Genomic DNA, 23,635 nt, shown 5'->3' with positions numbered 1-23,635 from the left:
AGCGAAACCCTTATGCATCAGTCCGTAGGATGGGTAGAGCGAAGCGAAACCCATGCGGTCATGGGGCGCTCCGCAATGATGGGTTTCGTACCTCTACCCATCCTACGAGGCGTGGGCCGCCTTCAGGTTTTCCTGAAGTCCTCCAGGCGGCGCTTCTGCTGGCCTTGGCCATCGAAGTTATCCACAGCCAGCCAGCCCTCGAAGGCGTCGCGCACCGCTGGCCATTCGCTGTCGATGATGGAGAACCAGGCGGTGTCGCGGTTACGGCCCTTGACCACCATGTGCTGGCGGAACAGCCCTTCATAGGTGAAGCCCAGGCGCTCGGCGGCGCGCATGGAGCGGGCGTTGAGGGCGTTGCACTTCCATTCCAGGCGGCGGTAGCCGAGCTCGCTCATGGCCAGGCGCGCCAGCAGGTAGACCGCCTCGGTGGAGGCGGGCGAGCGCTGCATGGGGGCGCCGAAGGCGATGTGGCCGATCTCGATGCAGCCGTCGTTGGGGGCGATGCGCAGGTAGCTGAGCAGGCCCACGGCGCGGCCGCTGGCGCGGTCGATCACGGTGAAGAACTGCGGGTCGATGCTGGCCTGGTTGCCCTTCAGCCAGGCATCGAAGGCCGCGCGATCGGCGAAGGGGCCGTAGCCGAGGTAGTCCCACAGGCGGGGGTCGCCGTCCGGGCTTTGCAGCGCAGGCCAGAGGTCGTCGCCGTGGCGGCTGGCGTCCACCGGCTCCAGGCGCACGAAGCGACCGTCGAGGGGCGCACGGGCCGGGGTGGGTACGGGTTGCCAGTCGAGTTGTGTTTCGTCGTTCATGGAAGATTCCTGGTCAGAGCAGCTTGCGGTACTGGAGGAAGCCGGAGCGATCGGCGATGCGGTCATACAGGTGCATGGCGTCGGTGTTGGTTTCGTGGGTCAGCCAGTGCACCCGCGAGGCGCCGGCGGCCCGGGCCTGGGCGTAGACGTGCTCGATCAGCGCGCGGCCGACGCCGGCACCGCGCAGGCCGTCCTGCACATAGAGGTCCTGCAGGTAGCAGTAATCGCCCACGGTCCAGCAGGAGCGGTGATAGATGAAGTGCACCAGGCCGACGGCGCGGTCGCCCTGCCAGGCGAGGGCGGCGTGCACGGGCTCGGCTGCATCGAGGAAGCGCTGCCAGGTCTGCTCGGTGGTCTCGGCGGCGATCTCGGTCTTGTAGAAACGCTGGTAGCCCTGCCACAGCGGCAACCAGACGGCGTGGTCGGCGGCGCTGACCGGGCGGATTTCGAGGGACATGCTGCTTCCTTACAGGGGGGGTCAGAGAGTGGGGGCCATGCGCTGGGCCAGTTCGCGGTCGCGCCCGTCGGCGCTGCCGGCCAGGCCTTCGCGTACGCCGGCCTGGTCGGCCTGGCTGCGGTTCTGGCCGAGCTTCCATTTGCCTTCGATACGGCGGATGGGCAGGGCGAAGCCGACGATGGCGCGCAGCATGGCGTCGATGTAGTCGCGGGGTGCGTCGCTCAGCGCCCAGGGCTGCGGGCGCCCGGCTTCGTGCTGGTCGCTGAGGCGGCCGACCAGTTGCAGCAGGCGCTCGGCGTCGTCGAACACCTCGGCCTGGCCGTAGGCGTGCACGGCGATGTAGTTCCAGGTCGGCACCACCTTGCCGTGTTCGGCCTTGGCGGCGTACCAGGCGGGGCTGACGTAGGCGTCGGGGCCGTTGAACACCACCAGCGCCTCGGCGCCGTCGGCCAGCGCGCGCCACTGCGGGTTGGCCTTGGCGAAGTGACCATAGAGGGTGCCGTACTCGCCTTCGCCGGCTTCCAGCAGCAGCGGCAGGTGGCTGGCCACCAGCCCGTCGGCGCCCTGGCAGACCAGTGTGGCCAGGCGGCTCTGGCGCATCTGCAGGTGCAGTTCGGCGAGGTCTTCCTGGCGGAAGGAGGCGGGCAGGTACATGGCGAATCTCCTGGCGTGATGGAAACATCCTAGGCAGGATATTGGCCCGTTGTAAGAGCCATTTCCTGCGACTTCCATGGGGCCAATCCATGCCGATTGCCGTGCCGCTCCCCGTAGATCTTTCCGGCATCCGCCTCGATGCGCGCCAGGGTCTGGCCCGCCAGCTCTACGAGGGGCTGCGCGAACGCATTCTCGATGGCCGCCTGCAAAGCGGCACGCGGCTGCCGGCGAGCCGGGACCTGGCGGCCTTGCTGGGCATCTCGCGCAATACCGTGACCCGCGCCTTCGACCAGCTCTACGCCGAGGGTTACGTGGAGGGCCGCATCGGCGATGGCACCTATGTGGCGGAGTTATCCACAGCCTCGAGGCCGGCGCCCGCCGTGCAGGCCAAGGCCGCGACGAGCGAGGCGCTGCAGCGCCTGCAAGCCCATCACCTGAGTCGGCCGCTGATCGGGCCACCCCGTGCCTTCCGCGTGGGCGTGCCGGCCTTCGACCTGTTCCCCTTCGAGACCTGGGCGCGGCTCTCGGCGCGCTTCTGGCGCAAGCCTTCGCCAGCGCGCCTGGGCTATGGCGACCCGGCCGGCGACTGGCAGCTGCGCGAGCTGATCGCCGCCTACCTGCGCAACGGCCGGGGGCTGCACTGCGACCCGGCGCAGGTGATCGTCACCTGTGGCGCCCAGCAGGCCATCAGCCTCTGCGCGCAACTGCTGGTGGAGCCGGGGGACCGGGTGGCCATCGAGAACCCCGGCTACCGCGCCGCCGGCCATGCCTTCTCCGTGGCCGGTGCGCAGCTCGCCGGCATCCCGGTGGACGCGGATGGGCTGGATACCGCCGCCCTGGAGCGAGCCGGGGATTGCCGCCTCACCTATGTCACGCCGTCCCACCAGTACCCCACCGGGGTGACCCTGAGCCTGGCGCGGCGCCTGGAGCTGCTGGACTGGGCCGAGCGCCACGACGGCTGGATAGTCGAGGACGACTACGACGGCGAGTACCGCTACAGCGGCACGCCCCTGGCCCCCCTGGCAGCGCTGGACCGGCAGGGCCGGGTGCTCTACGTCGGCACCTTCTGCAAGATCGCCTTCCCGGCGCTGCGCCTGGGCTACCTGGTGCTGCCGCCGGCCCTGGTGGAGCCCTTCGCCCGGCGCCGCGCCCTGGACATGCGCCATTCGGAGATCGGCACCCAGGCGGTGATGGCCGAGTTCATCGCCGCCGGGCACTTCCAGCGGCACATCCGCCGCATGCGCACCGCCGCCCGCAGCCGCCGCGATGCGTTGCTGGCCGGCTGGCCTGTGGATATCCCCGGCTGCGCGCCGATGCCGGCAGTGGAAGCCGGGCTGCACCTGTGCGTGCGGGTCGACAGCCTCGCCCGCGAGCGCGAGTTGATCGCGGCGGCCGAAGGAGCCGGCGTGGAGTTGAACGGCCTGAGCAGCTACTGGCTGCCGGGGGAGGAGCCGCCTGTGGATAACCGCGCCGGGCTGGTGCTGGGCTTCGCCGCCGTGCCCGAGGCGGAGATCGCCAAGGCCCTGGCGGCGTTGCGCAAGGCGTGGAGGCTGTAACCGGCAGGTGTTGGGAGGCACTTGTGGGAGCGGCTTCAGCCGCGAAAAGGCTTGCAGCCCGCTGGATAGCCCCAGGTGGCTGCGGCTCCATCGCGAATGAATTCGCTCCCACGGGGTGAGCAGAGGTGCTGGGATCGGCCCCGCTTGGTGGATAAGAAGAGCGTTATCCACCCTACCCAGCGGGAGGGTCCGTGCGGGCACGGTGCGTCGGTCGATGTAGGGTGGACCCCGCTCCATCGGTCCACCGTTTCGGCGTTGGGGTTGGCTCCGATTCACCGGCGCTTGCGGTGCTTGTCGTGGGAGCGGCTTCAGCCGCGAAAAGGCTTGTCGCCCGCTGGATAGCCCCGGGTGGCTGCGGCTCCATCGCGAATGAATTCGCTCCTACCGGGCAGTGGGCATCGTTGCTGGGATCGGCTCCGCTCGGTGGATAAAAAGAGCGTTATCCACCCTTGTATCTCGACTAACTACCCCTTCAGGGGTAATAGTTCCCGACTGATCATCGGGGGAGGGGCTGGAAGTCGTGTCCACCCTTAGGCCCTGAGCCTGCGACGTAGATAGTGCTCCGCCCCTCCACACTCACTCGAACAGCCCGAACGGTATCTTGAGCCCAGAGCTCGCATTCACAAGGTTGGGCCGGGTGCAGTGATGATCGCATTTGGAACGATCAGGAGGAGCACACATGCCCAGTGTCATTGGTGTCGACATTGCGAAGCACACGTTTGATATCGCCACCCTGCAGGCGAACGGCAAGTACCGCACCAAGGCCAAGTTGGCCAACAGCGAGGCGGGCTTTCGCACGCTGCAGGAGTGGCTGAACAAGCACAGCGAGGCGGGTGCCTGGGTCGTGATGGAAGCCACCGGCATCCACCATGAAGCCCTGGCCGAATGGCTGCTGGAGCAGAACTATCGGGTCTGCGTCCTCAACCCTGCGCAGATCGCCCACTACGCCCGCAGTCAGCTGCAGCGCGTGAAAACTGACAAGGTCGACGCCAAGCTGATCGCCGAATACGGCGAGCGCCACCAAGACGAGCTACGGCCCTGGCAGCCTGAACCTCGCGCCATACGGCGCCTGAAAGCACTGATGCGGCGCCTGGCGGATCTGCAGGAAATCCAGCAGATGGAGAGCAATCGCCTGGAGGTGGCCGATACCAGCGTGCAGGAGTCGATCCGCTCAGTGTTGCGGCACATCGAGCAACAGATCGAGGAAACCCTCAAGGCCATCAACGACCACATCGACAATGACCCGGATCTGCGTGGCAAACGTGATCTGTTGACCAGCATCGATGGCATCGCGGACAAGACAGCCGCCCTGATCCTGGCGGAGCTGGGCGACCCTCATCGCTTCACCAGCAGCCGCGCGATTACCGCCTTTGCCGGACTCAACCCGCGTTTGCAGGAGTCTGGTAAGTACCGGGGGCAGACCCGCATTTCCAAGATGGGCTCATCGCGGCTGCGTGCTGGGCTGTACATGCCTGCCGTTTGCGCCCTGCAGCACAACGGGGCGATCAAAGCGATGAGAGAACGCCTCAGAGCCAAGGGCAAGACCGGCATGCAGATCATCTGTGCAGCGATGCGTAAGCTGCTGAACATCGCTTATGGCGTCTTGAAATCGGGCCAGCCGTACGACGTAAAACTGGCCCTTGCTCACTAGGGATCAAGACGGTATCTACGTCCCGGGAGGCTCCGTGCCAGTGAAGGGCTTGTGGATAACCCCTTTTCCACAGGCGAAAAAAAGGATGGCTGGCGCCATCCTTGAAGGATGAAGGGGCAGGGCCCCTCCTGGTGAGTCAGGTGTCGCGTCAGGCCTTCAGGGGCACCAGGCGCGGGGCGATCATGTTTTCCGGGCGGAGGATGTCGGCGAGCATGGACTCGTCCAGCAGCTTCTCCTCGCGCACCAGCTCCAGCACGCCGCGGCCGCTGACCAGCGCTTCCTTGGCGATGCGGGTGGAGTTCTCGTAGCCGATGTAGGGGTTCAGCGCGGTGATCAGGCCGATGGAGTTCTCCATCAGTGCGCGGCAGTGGGCTTCGTTGGCGGTGATGCCGACGATGCAGTGCTCGCGCAGCATGTCCATGGCGCGTTGCAGCAGGCGGATCGAGTCGAAGATCTTGTAGGCGATCAGCGGCTCCATCACGTTCAGCTGCAGCTGGCCGCCTTCGGCTGCCAGGGTCAGGGCGAGGTCGTTGCCGATCACTTCGAAGGCGACTTGGTTGACCGCTTCCGGGATCACCGGGTTGACCTTGCCGGGCATGATCGAGCTGCCCGGCTGTCGTGCCGGCAGGTTGATCTCGTTGATGCCGGTGCGCGGGCCGCTGGAGAGCAGGCGCAGGTCGTTGCAGATCTTCGACAGCTTGACCGCGGTGCGCTTGAGCATCCCGGAGAAGAGCACGAAGGCGCCCATGTCCGAGGTGGCTTCGATCAGGTCGGCGGCGGGCTTGAGCGGTTGGCCGCTGATGGTGGCGAGGCGCTCGACGGCCAGGTGCTGGTAGCCCGGGTCGGCGTTGATGCCGGTGCCGATGGCGGTGCCGCCGAGGTTCACTTCGGTGAGCAGTTCCGGCGCCAGGCTGCGCAGGCGGCCGAGGTCTTCGCCCAGGGTGGTGGCGAAGGCGTGGAATTCCTGGCCCAGGGTCATGGGCACGGCGTCCTGCAGCTGGGTACGGCCCATCTTGAGGATGTGTGAGAACTCCTCGCCCTTGGCGGCGACGGCCTGGATCAGGCTGTCGAGGCTGGCCAGCAGCGCGTCGTGGCCGAGCAGCAGGCCCAGGCGGATGGCGGTGGGGTAGGCGTCGTTGGTGGACTGCGCCATGTTCACGTCGTTGTTCGGGTGCAGGTAGGCGTACTCGCCCTTGTTGCGGCCCATGGCCTCGAGGGCGATGTTGGCGATCACCTCGTTGGCGTTCATGTTGGTGGAGGTGCCGGCGCCGCCCTGGATCATGTCGACCACGAACTGGTCGTGGAAATCACCGCGGATCAGGCGGGCACAGGCCTCGCTGATGGCGGCGTGCTTTTCCGCGTTGAGGTGCCCCAGCTGCTTGTTGGCATCGGCGGCGGCCTGCTTGACCATCGCCAGGGCGATCACCAGCTTCGGGTAGTGCGACAGGGGCACGCCCGACAGGCGGAAGTTCTGCACGGCGCGCAGGGTCTGGATGCCGTAGTAGGCATCAGCGGGGACTTCGAGGGTGCCGAGCAGGTCTTTTTCTACACGAAAGGATGCAGCGGAGGACATGATGTAATACATCTCAGGGAAGACACGGCCAGTGCCGCGATGCCCAATAGACTAAGCTTCCAGCCGTTCGTCGACCAATGCTGTTATCCGCTGGGTCATGCATAAACGGCATAATGCGGCCGTGACCCGCTTCGTTCGGGAAGCGTGTGCACCAAAATCGGGCAAGGGGATCGAGATGAACCTGGAAACCAAATGGCTGGAGGACTTCGTCGCCCTGGCCGCCACCCGCAGCTTTTCCCAGGCGGCGGAGAAGCGCTTCGTCACCCAGCCGGCCTTCAGCCGGCGCATCCGCAGCCTGGAGTCGGCCCTGGGGCTGACCCTGGTGAACCGCTCGCGCACGCCCATCGAACTGACCGAGTCGGGCCAGCTGTTCCTGGTCACGGCGCGCAGCATGGTCGAGCAGATGGGCGAGGTGGTGCGCCACCTGCACCACCTGGAAGGCCAGCAGGGCGAGGTGCTGCAGTTCGCCGCCGCCCACTCCCTGGCGCTGGGCTTCTTCCCGCAGTGGATCGCGCGGCTGCGCGGCGAGGGCTTGAACATCGCTAGCCGCCTGATCGCCACCAACGTCGGCGATGCCGTGCATTCCCTGCGCGAGGGCAGCTGCGACCTGATCCTGGCCTTCTACGATCCGGACGCCTCCCTGCAGATGGACCCGGAAATCTTCCCCTCCATGCACCTGGGCAGCACCGAGATGCTGCCGGTGTGCGCGGTGGATGCGAATGGCGAACCGCTCTACAGCCTGGAGAACGGGCAGAGCGTGCCGCTGCTGGCCTACACCGCCGGGGCCTTCCTCGGGCGTTCGGTGAACCTGCTGCTGCGCCAGCGGGCGCTGCGCTCCACCACCGTCTATGAGACGGCCATGGCCGACAGCCTCAAGAGCATGGCGTTGCAGGGCATGGGCGTGGCCTGGGTGCCGCGCTTCAGTGCCCAGGCGGAGCTGGCGCGGGGTGAGCTGGCGGTGTGTGGCGGGTCGCAGTGGCATGTGCCGCTGGAAATCCGCCTGTACCGCTGCGCGCTGGTGCGCAAGGCGGCGATCCGCCTGCTATGGCGCAAGCTGGAAGGCGGGGCGGGCAGCGAGGGGACGACCCCGGCCTGAGCCGGGGCCGGTTGGCGGGGCTACATCTGCAGGACCACGCGGCCTTCGATCTGCCCGGCGCGCATGCGGTCGAGGATGGCGTTGATGTTGTCCAGGCTGTCGGTGCTGAAGGTGGAGTGCACCAGGCCTTCGCCGGCGAAATCCAGGGCTTCCTGCAGGTCCGCACGGGTGCCGACGATGGAGCCGGTGATGCTGATGGCCTTGAGTACCACGTCGAAGATCGGCGTGGGGAAGTCGCCCGGCGGCAGGCCCACCAGGGCCACGGTGCCGCCGCGACGGGCCATGCCGATGGCCTGGCCGAAGGCGCTGTTGGACACCGCGGTGACCAGCACGCCGTGGGCGCCGCCGATGTCGCGCTGGATCACCTCGGCCGGGTTCTCGTTGCGGGCGTTGACCGTGAGGCTGGCGCCCAGCTTGCGGGCCAGTTCCAGCTTGGCGTCGTCGACGTCGATGGCCGCCACGTGCAGGCCCATGGCGCGGGCGTACTGTACGGCCACATGGCCCAGGCCGCCGATACCGGAGATGGCCACCCACTGGCCGGGGCGCGCGCCGGTGACCTTGAGGCCTTTATAGACCGTGACACCCGCGCAGAGGATCGGCGCGATCTCGGCGAAGCCGACGTTCTTCGGCAGCACGCCCACGTAGTTGGGGTCGGCGAGCACGTACTCGGCATAGCCGCCGTTCACCGAGTAGCCGGTGTTCTGCTGGCCCTCGCAGAGGGTTTCCCAGCCGGTCAGGCAGTGTTCGCAGCAGCCGCAGGCGGTGTACAGCCAGGGCACGCCGACGCGGTCGCCTTCCTTGACCCGGGTGACCCCGGCGCCCACCGCCGCCACGTAGCCGACGCCTTCGTGGCCGGGGATGAAGGGCAGGGCGGGCTTCACCGGCCAGTCGCCCTCGGCGGCGTGCAGGTCGGTGTGGCAGACGCCCGAGGCTTCGATCTTCACCAGGATCTGGCCGGGGCCGGGCAGCGGCACCTTCACCTCTTCGATCCGCAGCGGTTCGCCGAAGGCGTGGACGACGGCGGCTTTCATGGTCTGGTTCATGGCATGCACCTCCTGAAAAAGGAGCCTGGAGTGTGCACCCTTACGCCCGCCCGACCCTTGCTCCAGGGCAATTTCCGGGCGCCTTGGCAAGCCGCTGGACGGACGGTAGGCAAGGCCGGGCTTTGCGTTATACTGCGCGGCCTTCGGCCGGCAGCGCACGCCGGCCCACATCGCAGACAAGCCACGCCATATGCGTGGCTTGTTGGTTTTTCGACTCTTGATGAGGCACGACGATGAGCGCACTGGTAGGCGTGATCATGGGCTCCAAATCCGATTGGAGCACCCTCAGCCACACCGCCGAGATGCTGGAAAAGCTGGGCATCCCCTTCGAGGTGAAGGTGGTTTCCGCGCACCGCACTCCGGACCTGCTGTTCCAGTACGCCGATGAGGCCGAGGCCCGTGGCATCCAGGTGATCATCGCCGGTGCCGGCGGCGCCGCCCACCTGCCGGGCATGTGCGCGGCCAAGACCCACCTGCCGGTGCTCGGCGTGCCGGTGCAGTCGTCCATGCTCTCGGGCGTCGACTCGCTGCTTTCCATCGTGCAGATGCCGGCGGGCATCCCGGTTGCCACCCTGGCCATCGGCAAGGCCGGTGCGGTGAATGCCGCCCTGCTGGCCGCCAGCATCCTCGGCCACCAGCACCCGCAGTACCACGCGGCGCTGAAGGCCTTCCGCGACGAGCAGACCCGCTCGGTGCTCGACAACCCGGACCCGCGTGAGGCCTGACAGATGAAGATCGGCGTGATCGGCGGCGGCCAGCTCGGCCGCATGATGGCCCTGGCGGGCACCCCGCTGGGCATGGACTTCGCCTTCCTCGACCCGGCCCCGGACGCATGCGCCCAGGCCCTTGGTGAACACATCCGCGCCGACTACGGCGACCAGGACCACCTGCGCCAGCTGGCGGACGAAGTGGACCTGGTGACCTTCGAGTTCGAGAGCGTGCCGGCCGAGACCGTGGCCTTCCTCTCCCAGTTCGTGCCGGTCTATCCCTCGGCCAATGCCCTGCGCATCGCCCGTGACCGCTGGTTCGAGAAGTCGATGTTCAAGGACCTGGGCATCCCGACGCCCGCGTTCGCCGACATCCAGTCCCAGGCGGACCTGCACGCCGCCGTGGCCGCCATCGGCCTGCCGGCGGTGATGAAGACCCGCACCCTGGGCTACGACGGCAAGGGCCAGAAGGTCCTGCGCAAGCCCGAGGACGTGACCGGCGCCTTCGCCGAGCTGGGCAGCGTGCCCTGCATCCTCGAAGGCTTCGTGCCCTTCACCGGCGAAGTGTCCCTGGTGGCGGTGCGTGCCCGTGACGGCGAGACGCGCTTCTACCCGCTGGTGCACAACACCCACGACAACGGCATCCTGCGCCTGTCCATCGCCAGCACCGACCATCCGCTGCAGGCCCTGGCCGAGGATTACGTCGGTCGCGTGCTGCAGAAGCTGGACTACGTCGGCGTGCTGGCCTTCGAGTTCTTCGAGGTGGACGGCGGCCTGAAGGCCAACGAAATCGCCCCGCGCGTGCACAACTCCGGGCACTGGACCATCGAAGGCGCCGAGTGCAGCCAGTTCGAGAACCACCTGCGTGCCGTCGCCGGCCTGCCCCTGGGCTCCACCGCCAAGCTGGGGGAGAGCGCCATGCTCAACTTCATCGGCGAAGTGCCGGCCGTGGACCAGGTGATCGCCGTCGCCGACTGTCACCTGCACCATTACGGCAAGGCGTTCAAGGCCGGGCGCAAGGTCGGCCATGCCACCCTGCGCTGCGCTGATCGCGCCACCCTCGATCGGCAGATCGCCGCGGTCGAGGCACTGATCGCCGGCTGAACCCCTGCCGCTGCGCTCAGTCTGAAAAAGGGCGTGTCCACGGACACGCCCTTTTTTCATTCAGGAGTAAATGCCATGGGGCTCATCGGAACCATCTTCATCGGCCTGATCGTCGGTCTGGTCGCGCGCTTCCTCAAACCCGGCGACGACAGCATGGGCTGGATCTGGACCATCCTGCTGGGCATCGGCGGCTCCGTCGCCGCGACCTATGGCGGTCAGGCCCTGGGCATCTACCAGGCTGGCGAAGGCGCGGGCTTCATCGGTGCGGTGGTGGGTGCCATCGTGCTGCTGGTGATCTACGGCCTGATCAAGAAGAGCGACTGAGGGCTGGGAACCGGAAACGGGCGCCGCTGGGAGGCCGTTGAAAAACGTAGACGAGGCAGCCGATGCAAGGCGAAAACGGCCGAGAAAGCGCAGTTTACTTGGGTAAATGAGCATTTTGATCGGACTCGCGCACGAGGGCGTTTTCAACGCCGCAGCGGCAACGCAGTTAGTTTTTCAACAGCCTGCTAGTCTTGGCGCCTGTTTCTTTACGTGAGTCCTGTTCGATGCGCCGTGCCCTGCTTCTCTCCCTGCTGCTGTGCAGCACCCTGGCCCATGCCCGGCTGGACATGCCGGAAACCGATTGGCTGGAACTGATGCCCGCCGAGGACCGCAAGGCCCTGGAGGAGATGCCGGAAATCAGCCACGACACCCCGGAGGCGGACGGCACCTTCAACAACAAGGGCGGCCTCAAGCAGCAGGACAAGGACCTGCCGGCGGTGATGTATTCGGCGAAGACGGTGGCCAAGCTCAATGGCCAGAAGATCCGCATCGGCGGCTACCCGGTACCGCTGGAGACCGACGCCAAGGGGCGCGGCACGCTGTTCTTCCTGGTGCCCTACCCGGGCGCCTGCATCCACGTACCGCCGCCGCCGCCGAACCAGATCGTGCTGGTGCGCTACCCCAAGGGCATCGCCCTCGACGATATCTACACCCCGCTCTGGGTCACCGGCACCCTCAAGGTGGAGCAGGTCAGCAACGACCTGGCCGATGCCGCCTACGCGCTGGATGCGGGCGAGGTGCGGGTCGTGGAGGATGAGGATATCCAGTAAGGCGAGCGTTTGGGTGGCCTGCCCAGAGTAGGGCGGGTGAAACCCGCCAAGGCGGAGCTGAGGCATCACAACGTGCCGTGACCGACTCCGCTTGGTGGAGGTAAAAAGCGACCTCCACCCTACACAGCGGTCATGTCCGAGCCTGGGTAGGGGCGACTTTAGTCGCCAAGCGCTTCGCTCCACAGGCTGACGCCCATGCTGTGGCGGGCGCCCGGTTGCAGCAGCAGGCTGTCGTCGAGCACCCGGGCGGTTTCGATGCAGAGCATGCGCTGCCAGGCGTCGTCGGCGAACTGGGAGAGGCGGGCGGCCTTGTCGATCCAGGGGTTCCACACCACCGCCGAGGCCGAGTCGCTGGCTTCGATCAGCACCCGGCGGCGCCAGGCGTCATCGCGGATGGCCAGGCGTGCCGGGGTGCCGAGGTAGATGCGGTCGGTCTCGCCGCCGAAGCTCACCTCGCCCACCTGCTGGCGGCGTTCCCAGCCTTCCAGGGTTTCGATGTAGTCGCAGCCGTCCAGGCCTTCCACCCGCACCTGGCGGATGTCGCTGACGGCGAAGTAGCTGTGCAGCGCCTGGCTCAGGGCCAGGGGCGCGTCACCGCGGTTGCGGGTTTCCAGGGTCAGTTGCAGGCGCTGGCCCAGGCGGATCTCCAGGCGCAGCTCGGCGTCGCCCTTCCAGCCTGGCAGCGGTGTGCGACGGCTGTCCCAGGACAGCACCAGGCGCGCTACGCCATCCAGGGCTTCCACCCCTTCCAGTTCCCAGTCGAGGCTGCGTACGCCGCCATGGGCCGGCGCTGCGTCGCCCTGGTAATGGGCCTGGATCGCCTGGGGGTTGCGTTGCAGGTCACCGAACCAGGGCCAGCACACCGGCACGCCACCGCGCACCGATTGGCCGCGCTGGAAGGCCACCTGCTCGCTGAGCCAGATCAGCGGCTCCTCGCCATTGCGCTGGTAGCTGAGCACCTGGGCGCCCTGCTGGGCTACCAGCAGTTCCGCATCGGCGGTGCGCAGGCGCCAGCAGGGCAGTTGATCCATGTCGATCCGCTCGATCTGCGGAACCTTGCTTTCGCTGTTCATCCGGGTGCTCCTGGGCCTTTGGCTGTTTGCCGTCTGCATTGGGCAGGGGCGGGCCGGCGGGGTTCCCCCGAAACCGGCGAATGCATGAAGGGTATCAACGGGGGAGGGGGCGTTCGCGCGTGCGCTCGCCCCTCGGGACGGGGCTCAGCCGCGGCGCGGCGGAACCGGGCGGGTGCGACCGCTGCCGTCGATGGCGACGAAGACGAAGACCGCCTCGGTGACCTTGCGCCATTCGCTGGAGAGCGGGTCGTCGCTCCATACCTCGACCAGCATCTGGATCGAGCTGCGGCCGATTTCCAGTGCCTGGGTATAGAAGGAGAGCTGGGCGCCCACGGCGACCGGGACGAGGAACGCCATGCGGTCGATGGCGACGGTAGCAACGCGGCCCCCGGCGACCTTGTTGGCCATGGCGGTGCCGGCGAGGTCCATCTGCGAGACCAGCCAGCCGCCGTAGATGTCGCCGAAGCCGTTGGTTTCGCGGGGAAGTGCGGTGATCTGCAAGGCCAGGTCGCCTTGGGGAGTCAGGTTTTCTTCTTCTTCGATCTCGATCATGCCTGGGGTGCCTCTGCCCCTGTGCTGCTTTGGATGGCGTCTATGGACGGGGAAGGGCAAGGTGCCCTGCAAAATTCCCCCTGCGCCCGCCGACCCACTGCATGTCGCCCGCGCGCAACAGCGCGCAGTATATAGCTCGCCGCGACGGGCGACGACCGCCGGGTTTCGCTTTTGACCACCCATACGTCAGAGATTGTGTGCGCTCGGCGGCTTTTTGCTATTTTGCGGACCGACCCGCCGCCAACGCAGCAGCGGGGCATGCCCTGCCTGCACTGACAAGAGATCACCCATGTCCACCGTTCTCGCCTCCGAGGCTCCCGCGCGGCCACTGACCCGCAGCGACTACAAGACCCTGTCCCTGTCCGCCCTGGGCGGCGCCCTCGAGTTCTACGACTTCATCATCTTCGTGTTCTTCGCGGCGGTGGTGGGCAAGCTGTTCTTCCCCGCCGAGATGCCCGAATGGCTGCGCCAGATGCAGACCTTCGGCATCTTCGCCGCCGGCTACCTGGCGCGGCCCCTGGGCGGCATCGTCATGGCGCACTTCGGCGACCTGCTGGGGCGCAAGCGCATGTTCACCCTGAGCATCTTCCTGATGGCGGTTCCGACGCTGATCATGGGCCTGCTGCCCACCTACGAGCAGATCGGCATCCTGGCGCCCCTGGCCCTGCTGCTGCTGCGGGTGATCCAGGGCGCGGCCATCGGTGGCGAGGTGCCCGGCGCCTGGGTGTTCGTCGCCGAGCACGTGCCGGAGCGGCACATCGGCTACGCCTGCGGCACCCTGACCTCGGGCCTGACCTTCGGCATCCTGCTGGGTTCGCTGATGGCGACCCTGATCAACAGCATCTATACCCCGGTCGAAGTGCAGGACTGGGCCTGGCGCATTCCCTTCCTGGTGGGCGGCGTGTTTGGCCTGTTCTCCGTCTACCTGCGCCGCTGGCTGCACGAGACGCCGGTGTTCGCCGAGCTGCAGCAGCGCAAGGCACTGGCCGAGGAGGTGCCGCTCAAGGCGGTGCTGCGCGAGCACCGGGGCGCCATCGCCATCAGCATGCTGCTGACCTGGGTGCTGTCGGCCGGCATCGTGGTCGTCATCCTGATGACCCCCACCGTGCTGCAGACCGTGTACGGCTTCGCGGCGGCCACGGCGCTCAAGGCCAACAGCCTGGCCATCGTCTGCCTGACGGTTGGCTGCATCGCCTCGGGCGCCATCGCCGACCGCTTCGGCGCGGGCCGTACCTTCCTGGTGGGTGGGCTGCTGCTGGCAGCCAGCTCCTGGACCTTCTACACCAGCCTCCAGGCGCACCCGGACTGGCTGTTCCCGCTCTACGCGCTGACCGGTCTGTTCGTCGGCACCATCGGTGCCGTGCCCTATGTGATGGTCAAGGCCTTCCCGCCGGTGGTGCGTTTCTCCGGCCTGTCGTTCTCCTACAACCTGGCCTACGCCATCTTCGGCGGCCTGACGCCGATGATCGTCTCGCTGCTGATGAAGTGGGACCCTCTGGGCCCGGCTTACTACGTGGCGGCCCTGTGCGGGTTGGCGGTGTTCATTGGTCTGTACCTGATCGGCAAGAAGCGCTGATCGGCTCCATCCCAGTGGGGAGCTCCGCAGTGATGGGTTTCGCGGAGCTCTACCCATCCTACGGTGCTTTTGCTCACTTGATGGTCGAGGTCACGCGCCAGACCTTGTTGCCGACGTCGTCGGTCACCAGCAGGGCGCCGCGGGCGTCGAGCAGCACGTCCACCGGGCGGCCCAGGGCGTTGCCGTCCTCGTCGAGGAAGCCGGTGAGCACGTCCACCGGTTCACCATTGGGCTTGCCGCCCTTGAAGGGCACGAAGATCACCTTGTAGCCGCTGTGTGGCTTGCGGTTCCACGAGCCGTGCTGGCCGACGAACAGGCCGTTCTGGAAGTCCGGCAGGGCGCCGCCCTTGCCGAAGGCGATGCCGAGGGAGGCGGTGTGCGGGCCCAGGGCGTAGTCGGGCACCAGGGCCTTGGCGACCATGTCCGGGTTGGCCGGCTGCACGCGCTCGTCGACGTGCTGGCCGTAGTAGCTCCAGGGCCAGCCGTAGAAGCCGCCGTCCTTCACCGAGGTGATGTAGTCGGGCACCAGGTCGCTGCCGATCTCGTCGCGTTCGTTCACCGCCGTCCACAGCGTGCCGGTCTCGGGTTCCCAGGCCAGGCCGTTGGGGTTGCGCAGGCCGCTGGCGAACAGGCGCTTGCTGCCGCTGGCGCGGTCCACTTCCCAGATCGCCGCGCGGCCTTCTTCCATCTCCAGGCCGTTCTCGCCGACGTTGCTGTTGGAGCCGACGGTGACATACAGCTTGCTACCGTCGCGGCTGGCGATGACGTTCTTGGTCCAGTGGTGGTTGATGCCTGCCGGCAGGTCGGTGACCTTCTGCGGCGTGGCCTCGATGCGCGTCTGGCCTTCCTCGTAGGGCACGCGCACCAGGGCGTCGGCGTTGGCGATATAGAAGTCGCCACCCACCAGGGCCATGCCGAAGGGCGAGTGGAGGTTCTCCAGGAAGGGCGTCTTCAGGTCGGCCACGCCGTCGCCGTCGGTGTCGCGCAGCAGGGTGATGCGGTCGGCGCTGGGGGTGCGGGCGCCGGCCTTCTCCATCACCTTGCCGGCGATCCAGCCCTTGAGGCTGAAGCCTTCACCGGAAGCCGGGGCGTTGCTCTCGGCCACCAGCACATCGCCATTGGGCAGCAGGTAGAGCCAGCGCGGGTGGTCCAGGCCAGCGGCAAAGGCCTTCACCTCGGTGCCGGCGGTGGCGCTGGGCTGGCCACCTTCGGCCCAGCCCTTGGCCGGGGCCACGTTCACCGTGGGCAGCAGGGTCTTGTTCGGCGGCGGCAGCGTCGGGTTGGCGCCGGTGCCGTCGCTCACCTCCAGGCTGGCCTTGTCGCCGCAGGCCGAGCAGGCGGCGACGAGGACCGCCAGGGGCATCAGTCGTAGGGGGTGCATGGGCGTTCTCCTGAGGGGTGCGGGCTCATTCAAGCAGAGTTGGACAGCCATGATGGCCATTCATCCAATTGTCATATTCGGTTCATAGAGTGTTCATACGGCCTGCAGATACTGGCCCCCGATTCATCCAACCCGATCCTTTGCTAGGAGCAAGGCATGAAACTGAAGCGTTTGATGGCGGCCCTGACTTTCGTCGCCGCCGGCGTTGCGACCGCCAGCGCGGTTGCCGCTGTCGACCCGTCCATCCCGTCCTACACCAAGACCACTGGCGTATCCGGCAACCTCTCCAGCGTTGGTTCGGACACCCTGGCCAACCTGATGACTCTGTGGGCTGAAGCCTACAAGCGTGAATACCCGAACGTGAACATCCAGATCCAGGCCGCCGGTTCTTCCACCGCGCCGCCGGCTCTGACCGAAGGCACCGCCAACCTGGGCCCGATGAGCCGCAAGATGAAGGACGTCGAGCTGCAGGCCTTCGAACAGAAGTACGGCTACAAGCCGACCGCTGTTCCGGTTGCCGTCGACGCCCTGGCGATCTTCGTGCACAAGGACAACCCCATCAAAGGCCTGACCATGCAGCAGGTTGACGCCATCTTCTCCGCCAACCGCCTGTGCGGTGGCAAGAGCGACGTCAAGACCTGGGGCGACCTGGGCGTGACCGGTGACCTGGCTGCCAAGCCGGTTCAGCTGTTCGGCCGTAACTCGGTATCCGGCACCTACGGCTACTTCAAGGAAGAAGCCCTGTGCAAAGGCGACTTCAAGGCCAACGTCAACGAGCAGCCGGGTTCGGCTTCCGTCGTCCAGTCCATCAGCCAGTCCCTCAACGGCATCGGCTACTCGGGCATCGGCTACAAGACTTCCAGCGTGAAGACCGTGGCCCTGGCCAAGAAAGAAGGCGGCGAGTTCGTTGAAGACAACGAGCAGAACGCCCTGAACGGCACCTACCCGCTGTCCCGCTTCCTCTACGTTTACGTCAACAAGGCCCCGAACAAGCCTCTGGCCCCGCTGGAAGCCGAGTTCGTGAAGCTGGTCCTGTCGCAACAAGGCCAGCAGGTCGTGGTGAAGGATGGCTACATCCCGCTGCCGGCCAAGGTCGCTGAAAAAGCACTGAAGGATCTGGGCCTGTAATCCAGGACAGATGAAGGGGGCGGTCGCTTAGCAGACCGCCCCGCAAGGACGCGACGATGGCGGGAGACCCCCGCCATGGAGGCCCGCCCCCGGCACCATGCCCAGGGTGGGCCTCGTTGCGTCACCTCGCTGTAATCTTTCTGTCATACGAAGGCTTTAGGGTGTGCCCATGAATGATCTGGCCAGTTCCCCCATGACCTCGACGAATCCCCCCGCGCGCATCGATTTCAACACGCCGGCGCTGCAGCGCAAGCGCCGCATCCGTGCGTTGAAAGACAACCTGACCCGCTGGTACGTACTGGTGGGCGGCCTGGCCGTTCTCGCGGCCATTACCCTGATCTTCTTCTACCTCGCCTACGTGGTGCTGCCCCTGTTCCAGGGTGCCGAGCTGACCGCGAAGAAGGTGCAGAGCCCTGCCTGGCTCCAGCAGGACGCCGGCAAGCCGCTGCTGCTGACCATCGAGGAGCAGAACCAGGTCGGCATGCGTGTTTCCGACAAGGGTGAAGCGGTCTTCTTCTCCACCAAGGACGGCGCCGAACTCAAGCGTAGCCAACTGCCCCTGCCGGCTGGCGTCAGCGTTGCCTCCATCGGCCAGGACCAGCCCGGCAGCCCGCTGGTGGCCCTGGGCCTGAGCAACGGCCAGGCGCTGCTGTTCAAGCACAGCTACGTGGTGACCTACCCGGACAACAAACGGGTGATCACCCCGCAGATCGACTTCCCCTACGGCGACAAGCCCCTGGTACTGAACCAGGCCGGCGGCGCCCTGGAGCATGTGGCGGTCAGCCACAACGACGAGACCCTTTTGCTGGCCGGTTCCACCGGTAACCAGCTGCACGTGCAGGAGCTGGTCAGCGAAGAGAACATGATGACCGGCGAGACCACCGTCGAGCAGAACGCCATCGACCTGCCGCAGATGACCGAGCCGATCAAGGCGATCTACGTCGACCCGCGCCTGCAATGGCTTTACGTGGTCAACGGCCGCGCCCAGGTAGACGTCTTCAGCCTGCACGAGAAGAGCCTCAACGGCCGTTACAAGCTGTTCGAGGAAGGCGATCGCGAAGTCTCCGCCAGCGGCCTGCTGCTGGGCGGCATCTCGCTGATGATCGGTGACTCCAAGGGCGACGTGAGCCAGTGGTTCATGGTCCGTGGCGCCGACGGCGAAGCCCGCCTGACCCACATCCGCAGCTTCCAGCTGGGCAAGGCACCGGTGGTGCAGATCGCCCCCGAAGAGCGCCGCAAGGGCTTCCTGGCTCTGGATGCCAGCGGCAAGCTCGGCGTCTTCCACAGCACCGCCGAGCGCACCCTGCTGATCGAACAGGTCACCGACGGCGCCGGCCTGATGGCCTTCTCGCCCCGCGCCAACCGCGTGATAGTCGAGGAGGGCGGCCAGCTGCTGCCCTTCAGCCTGCGCAACCCGCACCCGGAAGTCTCCTGGAGCGCGCTGTGGGGCAAGGTCTGGTACGAAAGCTACGACGCACCCAAGTACGTCTGGCAATCCACCGCCGCCAACACTGATTTCGAACCCAAGCTGAGCCTGGCACCGCTGACCTTCGGCACCCTCAAGGCCGCCTTCTACGCCATGCTGCTGGCCGCTCCGCTGGCCATCGCCGCCGCCATCTACACCGCGTACTTCATGGCCCCGACCATGCGTCGCAAGGTGAAGCCGGTGATCGAGCTGATGGAAGCGCTGCCGACGGTGATCCTCGGCTTCTTCGCCGGCCTGTTCCTGGCGCCCTACGTCGAAGGCCACCTGCCGGGCATCTTCAGCCTGCTGTTGCTGACGCCGATCGGCATCCTGCTCGCCGGCTTCCTCTGGAGCCGCCTGCCGGAGTCGATCCGCCTGCGCGTGCCGGACGGTTTCGAGGCGGCGATCCTGATCCCCGTGGTGCTGCTGGTGGGCTGGTTCGCCCTGGGTATGAGCCCGCTGCTGGAAGCCTGGTTCTTCGGTGGCGACATGCGCCTGTGGATCAGCAATGACCTGGGCATCACCTACGACCAGCGCAACGCCCTGATCGTCGGCCTGGCCATGGGCTTCGCGGTGATCCCGAACATCTTCTCCATCGCCGAAGACGCCATCTTCAGCGTGCCGCGCAGCCTCACCTACGGTTCCCTGGCCCTGGGCGCCACGCCCTGGCAGACCCTGACCCGCGTAGTGATCCTCACCGCCAGCCCGGGCATCTTCTCGGCACTGATGATCGGCCTCGGCCGTGCAGTGGGCGAGACCATGATCGTGCTGATGGCCACCGGCAACACCCCGGTGATGGAAGTGAACATCTTCGAAGGCATGCGCACCCTGGCAGCCAACGTCGCGGTGGAAATGCCGGAGTCCGAAGTGGGTGGCTCGCACTACCGCGTGCTGTTCCTCGCGGCCCTGGTGCTGCTGATGTTCACCTTCGTGATGAACACCCTGGCAGAGCTGATCCGTCAGCGCCTGCGCAAGAAATACGCCTCGCTTTAAGGTGGAGAATTCCGTGAAACAGGTTTCCCTCAAATACTGGTTCAAGAGCGGCGCGCCAGGTGTGTGGATGAGCGGTGGCGCCGTGTCCATCGCCGTCATCATGACCATCGGCCTGCTGTCGGTGATCGCCGTACGCGGTCTTGGCCACTTCTGGCCGGCCGACCTGATCGAAGCCCAGTACAGCGTGCCGGGCCAGGCGCCCAAGGCGCTGATCGGCGAAGCGGTGCAGATCGAAGAAGTGTCCCGTGCGCGCCTCAAGGGTGCTGGCCTGCCGGTGCCCGAAGAAGGCCCCGAGTTCATGACCCGCGAGCTGCTCAAGGTGGGCAACCGCGAGGTCTACGGCAGCGACTTCACCTGGGTGGTGGGCGAATGGTTGCAAGACCAGAAGAAGCCCGCCGAGCTGATCGCCATGGAGCGCCGCGAGTGGGGCAACTTCTACGGCCGCCTGGTGAGCGTCAAGGAGAACGGCCAGGTCGTCGCCGAGGGCGAGGCCGCCATGGCCGAGCTGCAGAAGCGCCTGAAGCGTGTCGATGACCTCTACGCCCAGCTCTACAAGCTGGAGAAGAAGGACATCGGCGCCATCAACCATGGCCTCGAACGCCTGCGCCTGGATGGCCGCAAGCTGGAGCTGGACGGCAAGCTGGACGCCGCCGCCCAGGCCGACCTGGCTGCTGCGCGTGCCGAGCTGGATGCCCGCTACAAGGGCCTCGAAGCCCAGCTGGGCGGCTTGCACGAAGCCTTCAACCGCGACAGCGTGGTGGTTCGCGAAGCCGGTGGCCAGGAGCAGGAAATCACCCTGGGCAAGATCGTGCATGCCTACCAGCCCAACGCCATGGGTGTGTTCCAGAAGATCGGCTTCTACTTCGCCAAGCTGTGGGAGTTCCTGGCGGACGACCCCCGTGAGGCCAACACCGAAGGCGGTATCTTCCCGGCCATCTTCGGCACCGTGATGATGACCCTGATCATGGCCGTGATCGTCACCCCCTTCGGCGTGGTGGCGGCCATCTACCTGCGCGAATACGCCAAGCAGGGCGTGCTCACCCGCATCATCCGCATCGCCGTGAACAACCTGGCCGGTGTCCCGGCCATCGTCTACGGCGTGTTCGGCCTGGGCTTCTTCGTCTACGTACTGGGTGGTTCCATCGACCGCCTGTTCTTCCCCGAAGCCGCCCCGGCGCCGACCTTCGGCACCCCGGGCCTGCTCTGGGCCTCGCTGACCCTGGCCATCCTCGCGGTGCCGGTGGTGATCGTGGCCACCGAGGAAGGCCTGGCGCGGATTCCCCGTGCGGTGCGTGAGGGCTCCCTGGCCCTGGGCGCGACCAAGGCCGAGACCCTGTGGAAGATTGTCCTGCCGATGGCCAGCCCGGCCATGATGACCGGCCTGATCCTCGCCGTGGCCCGCGCCGCCGGTGAAGTGGCGCCGCTGATGCTGGTGGGCGTGGTCAAGCTGGCCCCGAGCCTGCCGGTGGATGGCAACTACCCCTACCTGCACCTCGACCAGAAGATCATGCACCTGGGCTTCCACATCTACGACGTCGGCTTCCAGAGCCCCAACGTAGAGGCCGCCCGCCCGCTGGTGTACGCCACCGCGCTGCTGCTGGTGCTGGTGATCGCGCTGCTGAACCTCTCGGCCGTCGCCATCCGCAACCACCTGCGCGAGAAGTACAAGGCGCTGGACAACTGAGTTAGCCCCGAGCGGCGTGCCACACGCCGCTCCGCTTGAAACTTGAAGCTTGTAGCCAGGCGCTACGAACGGAGTGAAATCATGCAACACGAAAGCCATAGCCACGGCGTCAACATTTCCGCCCTCGGCCGCAGCAAGCAGAGCCTGAGCCTGGCCGAGGAAACCGTTGCCCTCGAAGTGCCCGGCCTCAACCTGTACTACGGCGAGAAGCAGGCCCTGTACGACGTGCAGATGAACATCCCGAAACAGCGCGTGACCGCCTTCATCGGTCCGTCCGGCTGCGGCAAGTCCACGCTGCTGCGCTGCTTCAACCGCATGAACGACCTGGTGGATGGCTGCCGCGTCGATGGCGAGATCCGCCTCGACGGCAACAACATCTACCGCAAGGGCGAGGAAGTGGCCGAGCTGCGCCGCCGCGTCGGCATGGTGTTCCAGAAGCCGAACCCCTTCCCCAAGAGCATCTACGAGAACGTCGTCTACGGCCTGCGCATCCAGGGCATCAACAAGAAGCGCGTGCTCGACGAAGCCGTTGAATGGGCCCTCAAGGGCGCGGCGCTGTGGGAAGAGGTCAAGGACCGCCTGCACGAATCCGCCCTCGGCCTCTCCGGCGGCCAGCAACAGCGTCTGGTCATCGCCCGCACCATCGCGGTCGAACCCGAAGTGCTGCTGCTCGACGAACCCTGCTCGGCCCTGGACCCGATCTCCACCCTCAAGGTGGAAGAGCTGATCTACGAGCTGAAGAGCAAGTACACCATCGTCATCGTCACCCACAACATGCAGCAGGCCGCGCGCGTCTCCGACTACACGGCGTTCATGTACATGGGCAAGCTGATCGAATTCGGCGATACCGATACCCTGTTCACCAACCCGGCCAAGAAGCAGACCGAGGACTACATCACCGGTCGCTATGGCTAGTCGCATGAACGCCAGCTTGAAGCGGGAAGCTTGAAGCTGGAGGTTGGACGACGGGCACCGATAAACAGGCTTCAAGCTTCTGGCTTCAAGCTTCCAGCTTTCGCGGAGCGAACATGATCGACAAAGACAGCCTCACCCATCACATCTCCCAGCAGTTCAACGCCGAACTGGAGGACGTGCGCAGCCACCTCCTGGCGATGGGCGGCCTGGTGGAGAAACAGGTCAACGACGCCGTCACCGCGCTGATCGACGCCGACTCGGGCCTGGCCCAGCAGGTGCGCGAGATCGACGACCAGATCAACCAGATGGAGCGCAACATCGACGAGGAGTGCGTACGCATCCTCGCCCGTCGCCAGCCGGCGGCCTCCGACCTGCGCCTGATCATCAGCATCTCCAAGTCGGTGATCGACCTGGAGCGCATCGGCGACGAGTCCTCGAAGATCGCCCGCCGCGCCATCCAGCTCTGCGAGGAAGGCGTGTCGCCGCGCGGCTACGTCGAAGTCCGCCACATCGGCGACCAGGTGCGTCGCATGGTGCAGGAGTCGCTGGACGCCTTCGCTCGCTTCGATGCCGACCTGGCCCTGTCCGTGGCCCAGTACGACAAGACCATCGACCGCGAGTACAAGACCGCCCTGCGCGAGCTGGTCACCTACATGATGGAAGACCCGCGCGCCATCAGCCGCGTGCTCAACATCATCTGGGCCCTGCGTTCCCTGGAGCGCATCGGCGACCACGCACGCAACATCGCCGAACTGGTGATCTACCTGGTGCGCGGTACCGACGTCCGCCACATGGGCCTGGCGCGCATGCAGGAAGAAGTGAAGGGCACTGCCAACAAGGGTGGCGACACCCCCGCCAACTGACCCGCCCCGCTTCAGGAAAACGCCCGGCCATGCCGGGCGTTTTCGTGGGTGGCTCCAACCACCTTCCCCACCTGCTCCATCCCCACCGTAGGAGCGAGCTCTGCTCGCGAAGCGTCGCCCGCTCGGTGGCGCCCCATGCCTCACCTTTGTGGGCGCGGATTCATTTGAACGTGGGAAGCCAAGTCCTTGGGACGGTGGTCATGAATCATCGACTCTGCCTGTGGCGATTCGAACTGAGCACTCGACAGGATGAATGCGTGTCGT

Annotated in this window: 21 protein-coding genes; 13 read left to right on the top strand and 8 right to left on the bottom strand. The window is 66.4% G+C overall.

The genetic code is table 11. The annotated features are described in order from the left end of the window. Positions 1-122 precede the first annotated feature (122 nt). The 3 genes from PSm6_RS09630 to PSm6_RS09620 are packed head-to-tail and all read right to left on the bottom strand — an operon-like array spanning position 123 to position 1,917. Complete coding sequence (locus PSm6_RS09630; protein ID WP_265170117.1) at positions 123-806, bottom strand: GNAT family N-acetyltransferase; 684 nt, start codon at positions 804-806, stop codon at positions 123-125. 13 nt (positions 807-819) lie between these two features. Further along, complete coding sequence (locus PSm6_RS09625; protein WP_021220958.1) at positions 820-1,263, bottom strand: GNAT family N-acetyltransferase; 444 nt, start codon at positions 1,261-1,263, stop codon at positions 820-822. Between the two features lie 21 nt (positions 1,264-1,284). After that, positions 1,285-1,917, bottom strand: a complete 633-nt coding sequence (locus PSm6_RS09620; protein ID WP_021220957.1) for an FMN-binding negative transcriptional regulator — start codon at positions 1,915-1,917, stop codon at positions 1,285-1,287. 89 nt (positions 1,918-2,006) lie between these two features. Between PSm6_RS09620 and pdxR the strand changes: the two genes are divergently transcribed. Next, entirely contained in the window at positions 2,007-3,473 is a 1,467-nt protein-coding gene (gene pdxR / locus PSm6_RS09615; protein ID WP_021220956.1) for a MocR-like pyridoxine biosynthesis transcription factor PdxR, read from the top strand. A 679-nt stretch (positions 3,474-4,152) separates the two neighbouring features. Then, positions 4,153-5,124, top strand: a complete 972-nt coding sequence (locus PSm6_RS09610) for an IS110 family RNA-guided transposase (protein WP_043247430.1) — start codon at positions 4,153-4,155, stop codon at positions 5,122-5,124. A gap of 148 nt (positions 5,125-5,272) precedes the next feature. Here the strand turns inward: PSm6_RS09610 and PSm6_RS09605 are convergent, their stop codons facing one another. Further along, positions 5,273-6,697: an aspartate ammonia-lyase gene (locus PSm6_RS09605; protein WP_031288292.1), complete on the bottom strand. Its 1,425-nt coding sequence runs from the start codon at positions 6,695-6,697 to the stop codon at positions 5,273-5,275. Between the two features lie 175 nt (positions 6,698-6,872). Between PSm6_RS09605 and PSm6_RS09600 the strand changes: the two genes are divergently transcribed. Further along, positions 6,873-7,793 carry a LysR substrate-binding domain-containing protein gene (locus PSm6_RS09600; protein ID WP_021220954.1) on the top strand — a complete coding sequence of 307 codons (921 nt, stop codon included), beginning with the start codon at positions 6,873-6,875 and terminating at the stop codon, positions 7,791-7,793. Positions 7,794-7,813: 20 nt separating this feature from the next. Here PSm6_RS09600 and adhP read toward each other — a convergent pair whose 3' ends face one another. Next, positions 7,814-8,836 carry an alcohol dehydrogenase AdhP gene (adhP, locus tag PSm6_RS09595; protein WP_021220953.1) on the bottom strand — a complete coding sequence of 341 codons (1,023 nt, stop codon included), beginning with the start codon at positions 8,834-8,836 and terminating at the stop codon, positions 7,814-7,816. A gap of 233 nt (positions 8,837-9,069) precedes the next feature. Here adhP and purE point away from each other — a divergent pair, with 233 nt between their 5' ends. From purE to PSm6_RS09575, 4 genes are all read left to right on the top strand, one after another. Further along, the gene (gene purE, locus PSm6_RS09590) at positions 9,070-9,561 is read left to right on the top strand and encodes a 5-(carboxyamino)imidazole ribonucleotide mutase (RefSeq protein ID WP_021220952.1); all 492 of its coding nucleotides are present in this window, start codon (positions 9,070-9,072) and stop codon (positions 9,559-9,561) included. Positions 9,562-9,564: 3 nt separating this feature from the next. Then, a complete protein-coding gene (locus tag PSm6_RS09585) occupies positions 9,565-10,647 on the top strand; it encodes a 5-(carboxyamino)imidazole ribonucleotide synthase (protein WP_021220951.1) in 1,083 nt (360 codons plus the stop codon). A gap of 75 nt (positions 10,648-10,722) precedes the next feature. Further along, positions 10,723-10,971, top strand: a complete 249-nt coding sequence (locus PSm6_RS09580) for a GlsB/YeaQ/YmgE family stress response membrane protein (protein ID WP_021220950.1) — start codon at positions 10,723-10,725, stop codon at positions 10,969-10,971. A gap of 224 nt (positions 10,972-11,195) precedes the next feature. Then, positions 11,196-11,741 carry a DUF3299 domain-containing protein gene (locus PSm6_RS09575; RefSeq protein ID WP_263403880.1) on the top strand — a complete coding sequence of 182 codons (546 nt, stop codon included), beginning with the start codon at positions 11,196-11,198 and terminating at the stop codon, positions 11,739-11,741. A 158-nt stretch (positions 11,742-11,899) separates the two neighbouring features. On the opposite strand, the gene PSm6_RS09570 is transcribed toward PSm6_RS09575, so the two are convergent. Both PSm6_RS09570 and PSm6_RS09565 read right to left on the bottom strand, forming a co-directional pair. Next, positions 11,900-12,814: a D-hexose-6-phosphate mutarotase gene (locus tag PSm6_RS09570; RefSeq protein ID WP_265170116.1), complete on the bottom strand. Its 915-nt coding sequence runs from the start codon at positions 12,812-12,814 to the stop codon at positions 11,900-11,902. Between the two features lie 144 nt (positions 12,815-12,958). After that, positions 12,959-13,366, bottom strand: a complete 408-nt coding sequence (locus PSm6_RS09565; protein WP_021222325.1) for an acyl-CoA thioesterase — start codon at positions 13,364-13,366, stop codon at positions 12,959-12,961. Positions 13,367-13,655: 289 nt separating this feature from the next. On the opposite strand from PSm6_RS09565, the gene PSm6_RS09560 reads away from it, so the two are divergent. Then, a complete protein-coding gene (locus PSm6_RS09560) occupies positions 13,656-14,942 on the top strand; it encodes an MFS transporter (protein WP_021222324.1) in 1,287 nt (428 codons plus the stop codon). 73 nt (positions 14,943-15,015) lie between these two features. On the opposite strand, the gene PSm6_RS09555 is transcribed toward PSm6_RS09560, so the two are convergent. Next, positions 15,016-16,323, bottom strand: a complete 1,308-nt coding sequence (locus tag PSm6_RS09555; RefSeq protein ID WP_265170115.1) for a PQQ-dependent sugar dehydrogenase — start codon at positions 16,321-16,323, stop codon at positions 15,016-15,018. Positions 16,324-16,479: 156 nt separating this feature from the next. Between PSm6_RS09555 and PSm6_RS09550 the strand changes: the two genes are divergently transcribed. The 5 genes from PSm6_RS09550 to phoU all read left to right on the top strand — a co-directional run bounded on the left by PSm6_RS09550 (position 16,480) and on the right by phoU (position 23,371). Next, positions 16,480-17,451, top strand: a complete 972-nt coding sequence (locus PSm6_RS09550; protein ID WP_021222322.1) for a phosphate ABC transporter substrate-binding protein PstS — start codon at positions 16,480-16,482, stop codon at positions 17,449-17,451. A gap of 169 nt (positions 17,452-17,620) precedes the next feature. Continuing rightward, positions 17,621-19,909 carry an ABC transporter permease subunit gene (locus tag PSm6_RS09545; protein WP_031288860.1) on the top strand — a complete coding sequence of 763 codons (2,289 nt, stop codon included), beginning with the start codon at positions 17,621-17,623 and terminating at the stop codon, positions 19,907-19,909. Between the two features lie 67 nt (positions 19,910-19,976). Then, positions 19,977-21,593 carry a phosphate ABC transporter permease PstA gene (gene pstA / locus PSm6_RS09540; protein WP_021222320.1) on the top strand — a complete coding sequence of 539 codons (1,617 nt, stop codon included), beginning with the start codon at positions 19,977-19,979 and terminating at the stop codon, positions 21,591-21,593. Positions 21,594-21,674: 81 nt separating this feature from the next. Further along, positions 21,675-22,508 carry a phosphate ABC transporter ATP-binding protein PstB gene (pstB, locus tag PSm6_RS09535; protein ID WP_021222319.1) on the top strand — a complete coding sequence of 278 codons (834 nt, stop codon included), beginning with the start codon at positions 21,675-21,677 and terminating at the stop codon, positions 22,506-22,508. Positions 22,509-22,621: 113 nt separating this feature from the next. Beyond that, positions 22,622-23,371, top strand: a complete 750-nt coding sequence (gene phoU, locus PSm6_RS09530; RefSeq protein WP_021222318.1) for a phosphate signaling complex protein PhoU — start codon at positions 22,622-22,624, stop codon at positions 23,369-23,371. The last annotated feature ends 264 nt before the right edge of the window (positions 23,372-23,635 follow it).

This window comes from Pseudomonas solani, assembly GCF_026072635.1.
Taxonomy (GTDB): Bacteria; Pseudomonadota; Gammaproteobacteria; order Pseudomonadales; family Pseudomonadaceae; genus Metapseudomonas; species Metapseudomonas solani.
The sequence above is the reverse complement of the archived record's forward strand: the minus strand, read 5'-3'. Positions and strand labels throughout refer to the sequence as shown.

Coding starts and splice junctions, on each gene's coding strand:
- PSm6_RS09630 (WP_265170117.1), bottom strand. CDS start 806: ATGAACGACGAAACACAACTCGACTGGCAACCCGTACCCACCCCGGCC.
- PSm6_RS09625 (WP_021220958.1), bottom strand. CDS start 1,263: ATGTCCCTCGAAATCCGCCCGGTCAGCGCCGCCGACCACGCCGTCTGG.
- PSm6_RS09620 (WP_021220957.1), bottom strand. CDS start 1,917: ATGTACCTGCCCGCCTCCTTCCGCCAGGAAGACCTCGCCGAACTGCAC.
- pdxR (WP_021220956.1), top strand. CDS start 2,007: ATGCCGATTGCCGTGCCGCTCCCCGTAGATCTTTCCGGCATCCGCCTC.
- PSm6_RS09610 (WP_043247430.1), top strand. CDS start 4,153: ATGCCCAGTGTCATTGGTGTCGACATTGCGAAGCACACGTTTGATATC.
- PSm6_RS09605 (WP_031288292.1), bottom strand. CDS start 6,697: ATGTCCTCCGCTGCATCCTTTCGTGTAGAAAAAGACCTGCTCGGCACC.
- PSm6_RS09600 (WP_021220954.1), top strand. CDS start 6,873: ATGAACCTGGAAACCAAATGGCTGGAGGACTTCGTCGCCCTGGCCGCC.
- adhP (WP_021220953.1), bottom strand. CDS start 8,836: ATGAACCAGACCATGAAAGCCGCCGTCGTCCACGCCTTCGGCGAACCG.
- purE (WP_021220952.1), top strand. CDS start 9,070: ATGAGCGCACTGGTAGGCGTGATCATGGGCTCCAAATCCGATTGGAGC.
- PSm6_RS09585 (WP_021220951.1), top strand. CDS start 9,565: ATGAAGATCGGCGTGATCGGCGGCGGCCAGCTCGGCCGCATGATGGCC.
- PSm6_RS09580 (WP_021220950.1), top strand. CDS start 10,723: ATGGGGCTCATCGGAACCATCTTCATCGGCCTGATCGTCGGTCTGGTC.
- PSm6_RS09575 (WP_263403880.1), top strand. CDS start 11,196: ATGCGCCGTGCCCTGCTTCTCTCCCTGCTGCTGTGCAGCACCCTGGCC.
- PSm6_RS09570 (WP_265170116.1), bottom strand. CDS start 12,814: ATGAACAGCGAAAGCAAGGTTCCGCAGATCGAGCGGATCGACATGGAT.
- PSm6_RS09565 (WP_021222325.1), bottom strand. CDS start 13,366: ATGATCGAGATCGAAGAAGAAGAAAACCTGACTCCCCAAGGCGACCTG.
- PSm6_RS09560 (WP_021222324.1), top strand. CDS start 13,656: ATGTCCACCGTTCTCGCCTCCGAGGCTCCCGCGCGGCCACTGACCCGC.
- PSm6_RS09555 (WP_265170115.1), bottom strand. CDS start 16,323: ATGCACCCCCTACGACTGATGCCCCTGGCGGTCCTCGTCGCCGCCTGC.
- PSm6_RS09550 (WP_021222322.1), top strand. CDS start 16,480: ATGAAACTGAAGCGTTTGATGGCGGCCCTGACTTTCGTCGCCGCCGGC.
- PSm6_RS09545 (WP_031288860.1), top strand. CDS start 17,621: ATGAATGATCTGGCCAGTTCCCCCATGACCTCGACGAATCCCCCCGCG.
- pstA (WP_021222320.1), top strand. CDS start 19,977: ATGAGCGGTGGCGCCGTGTCCATCGCCGTCATCATGACCATCGGCCTG.
- pstB (WP_021222319.1), top strand. CDS start 21,675: ATGCAACACGAAAGCCATAGCCACGGCGTCAACATTTCCGCCCTCGGC.
- phoU (WP_021222318.1), top strand. CDS start 22,622: ATGATCGACAAAGACAGCCTCACCCATCACATCTCCCAGCAGTTCAAC.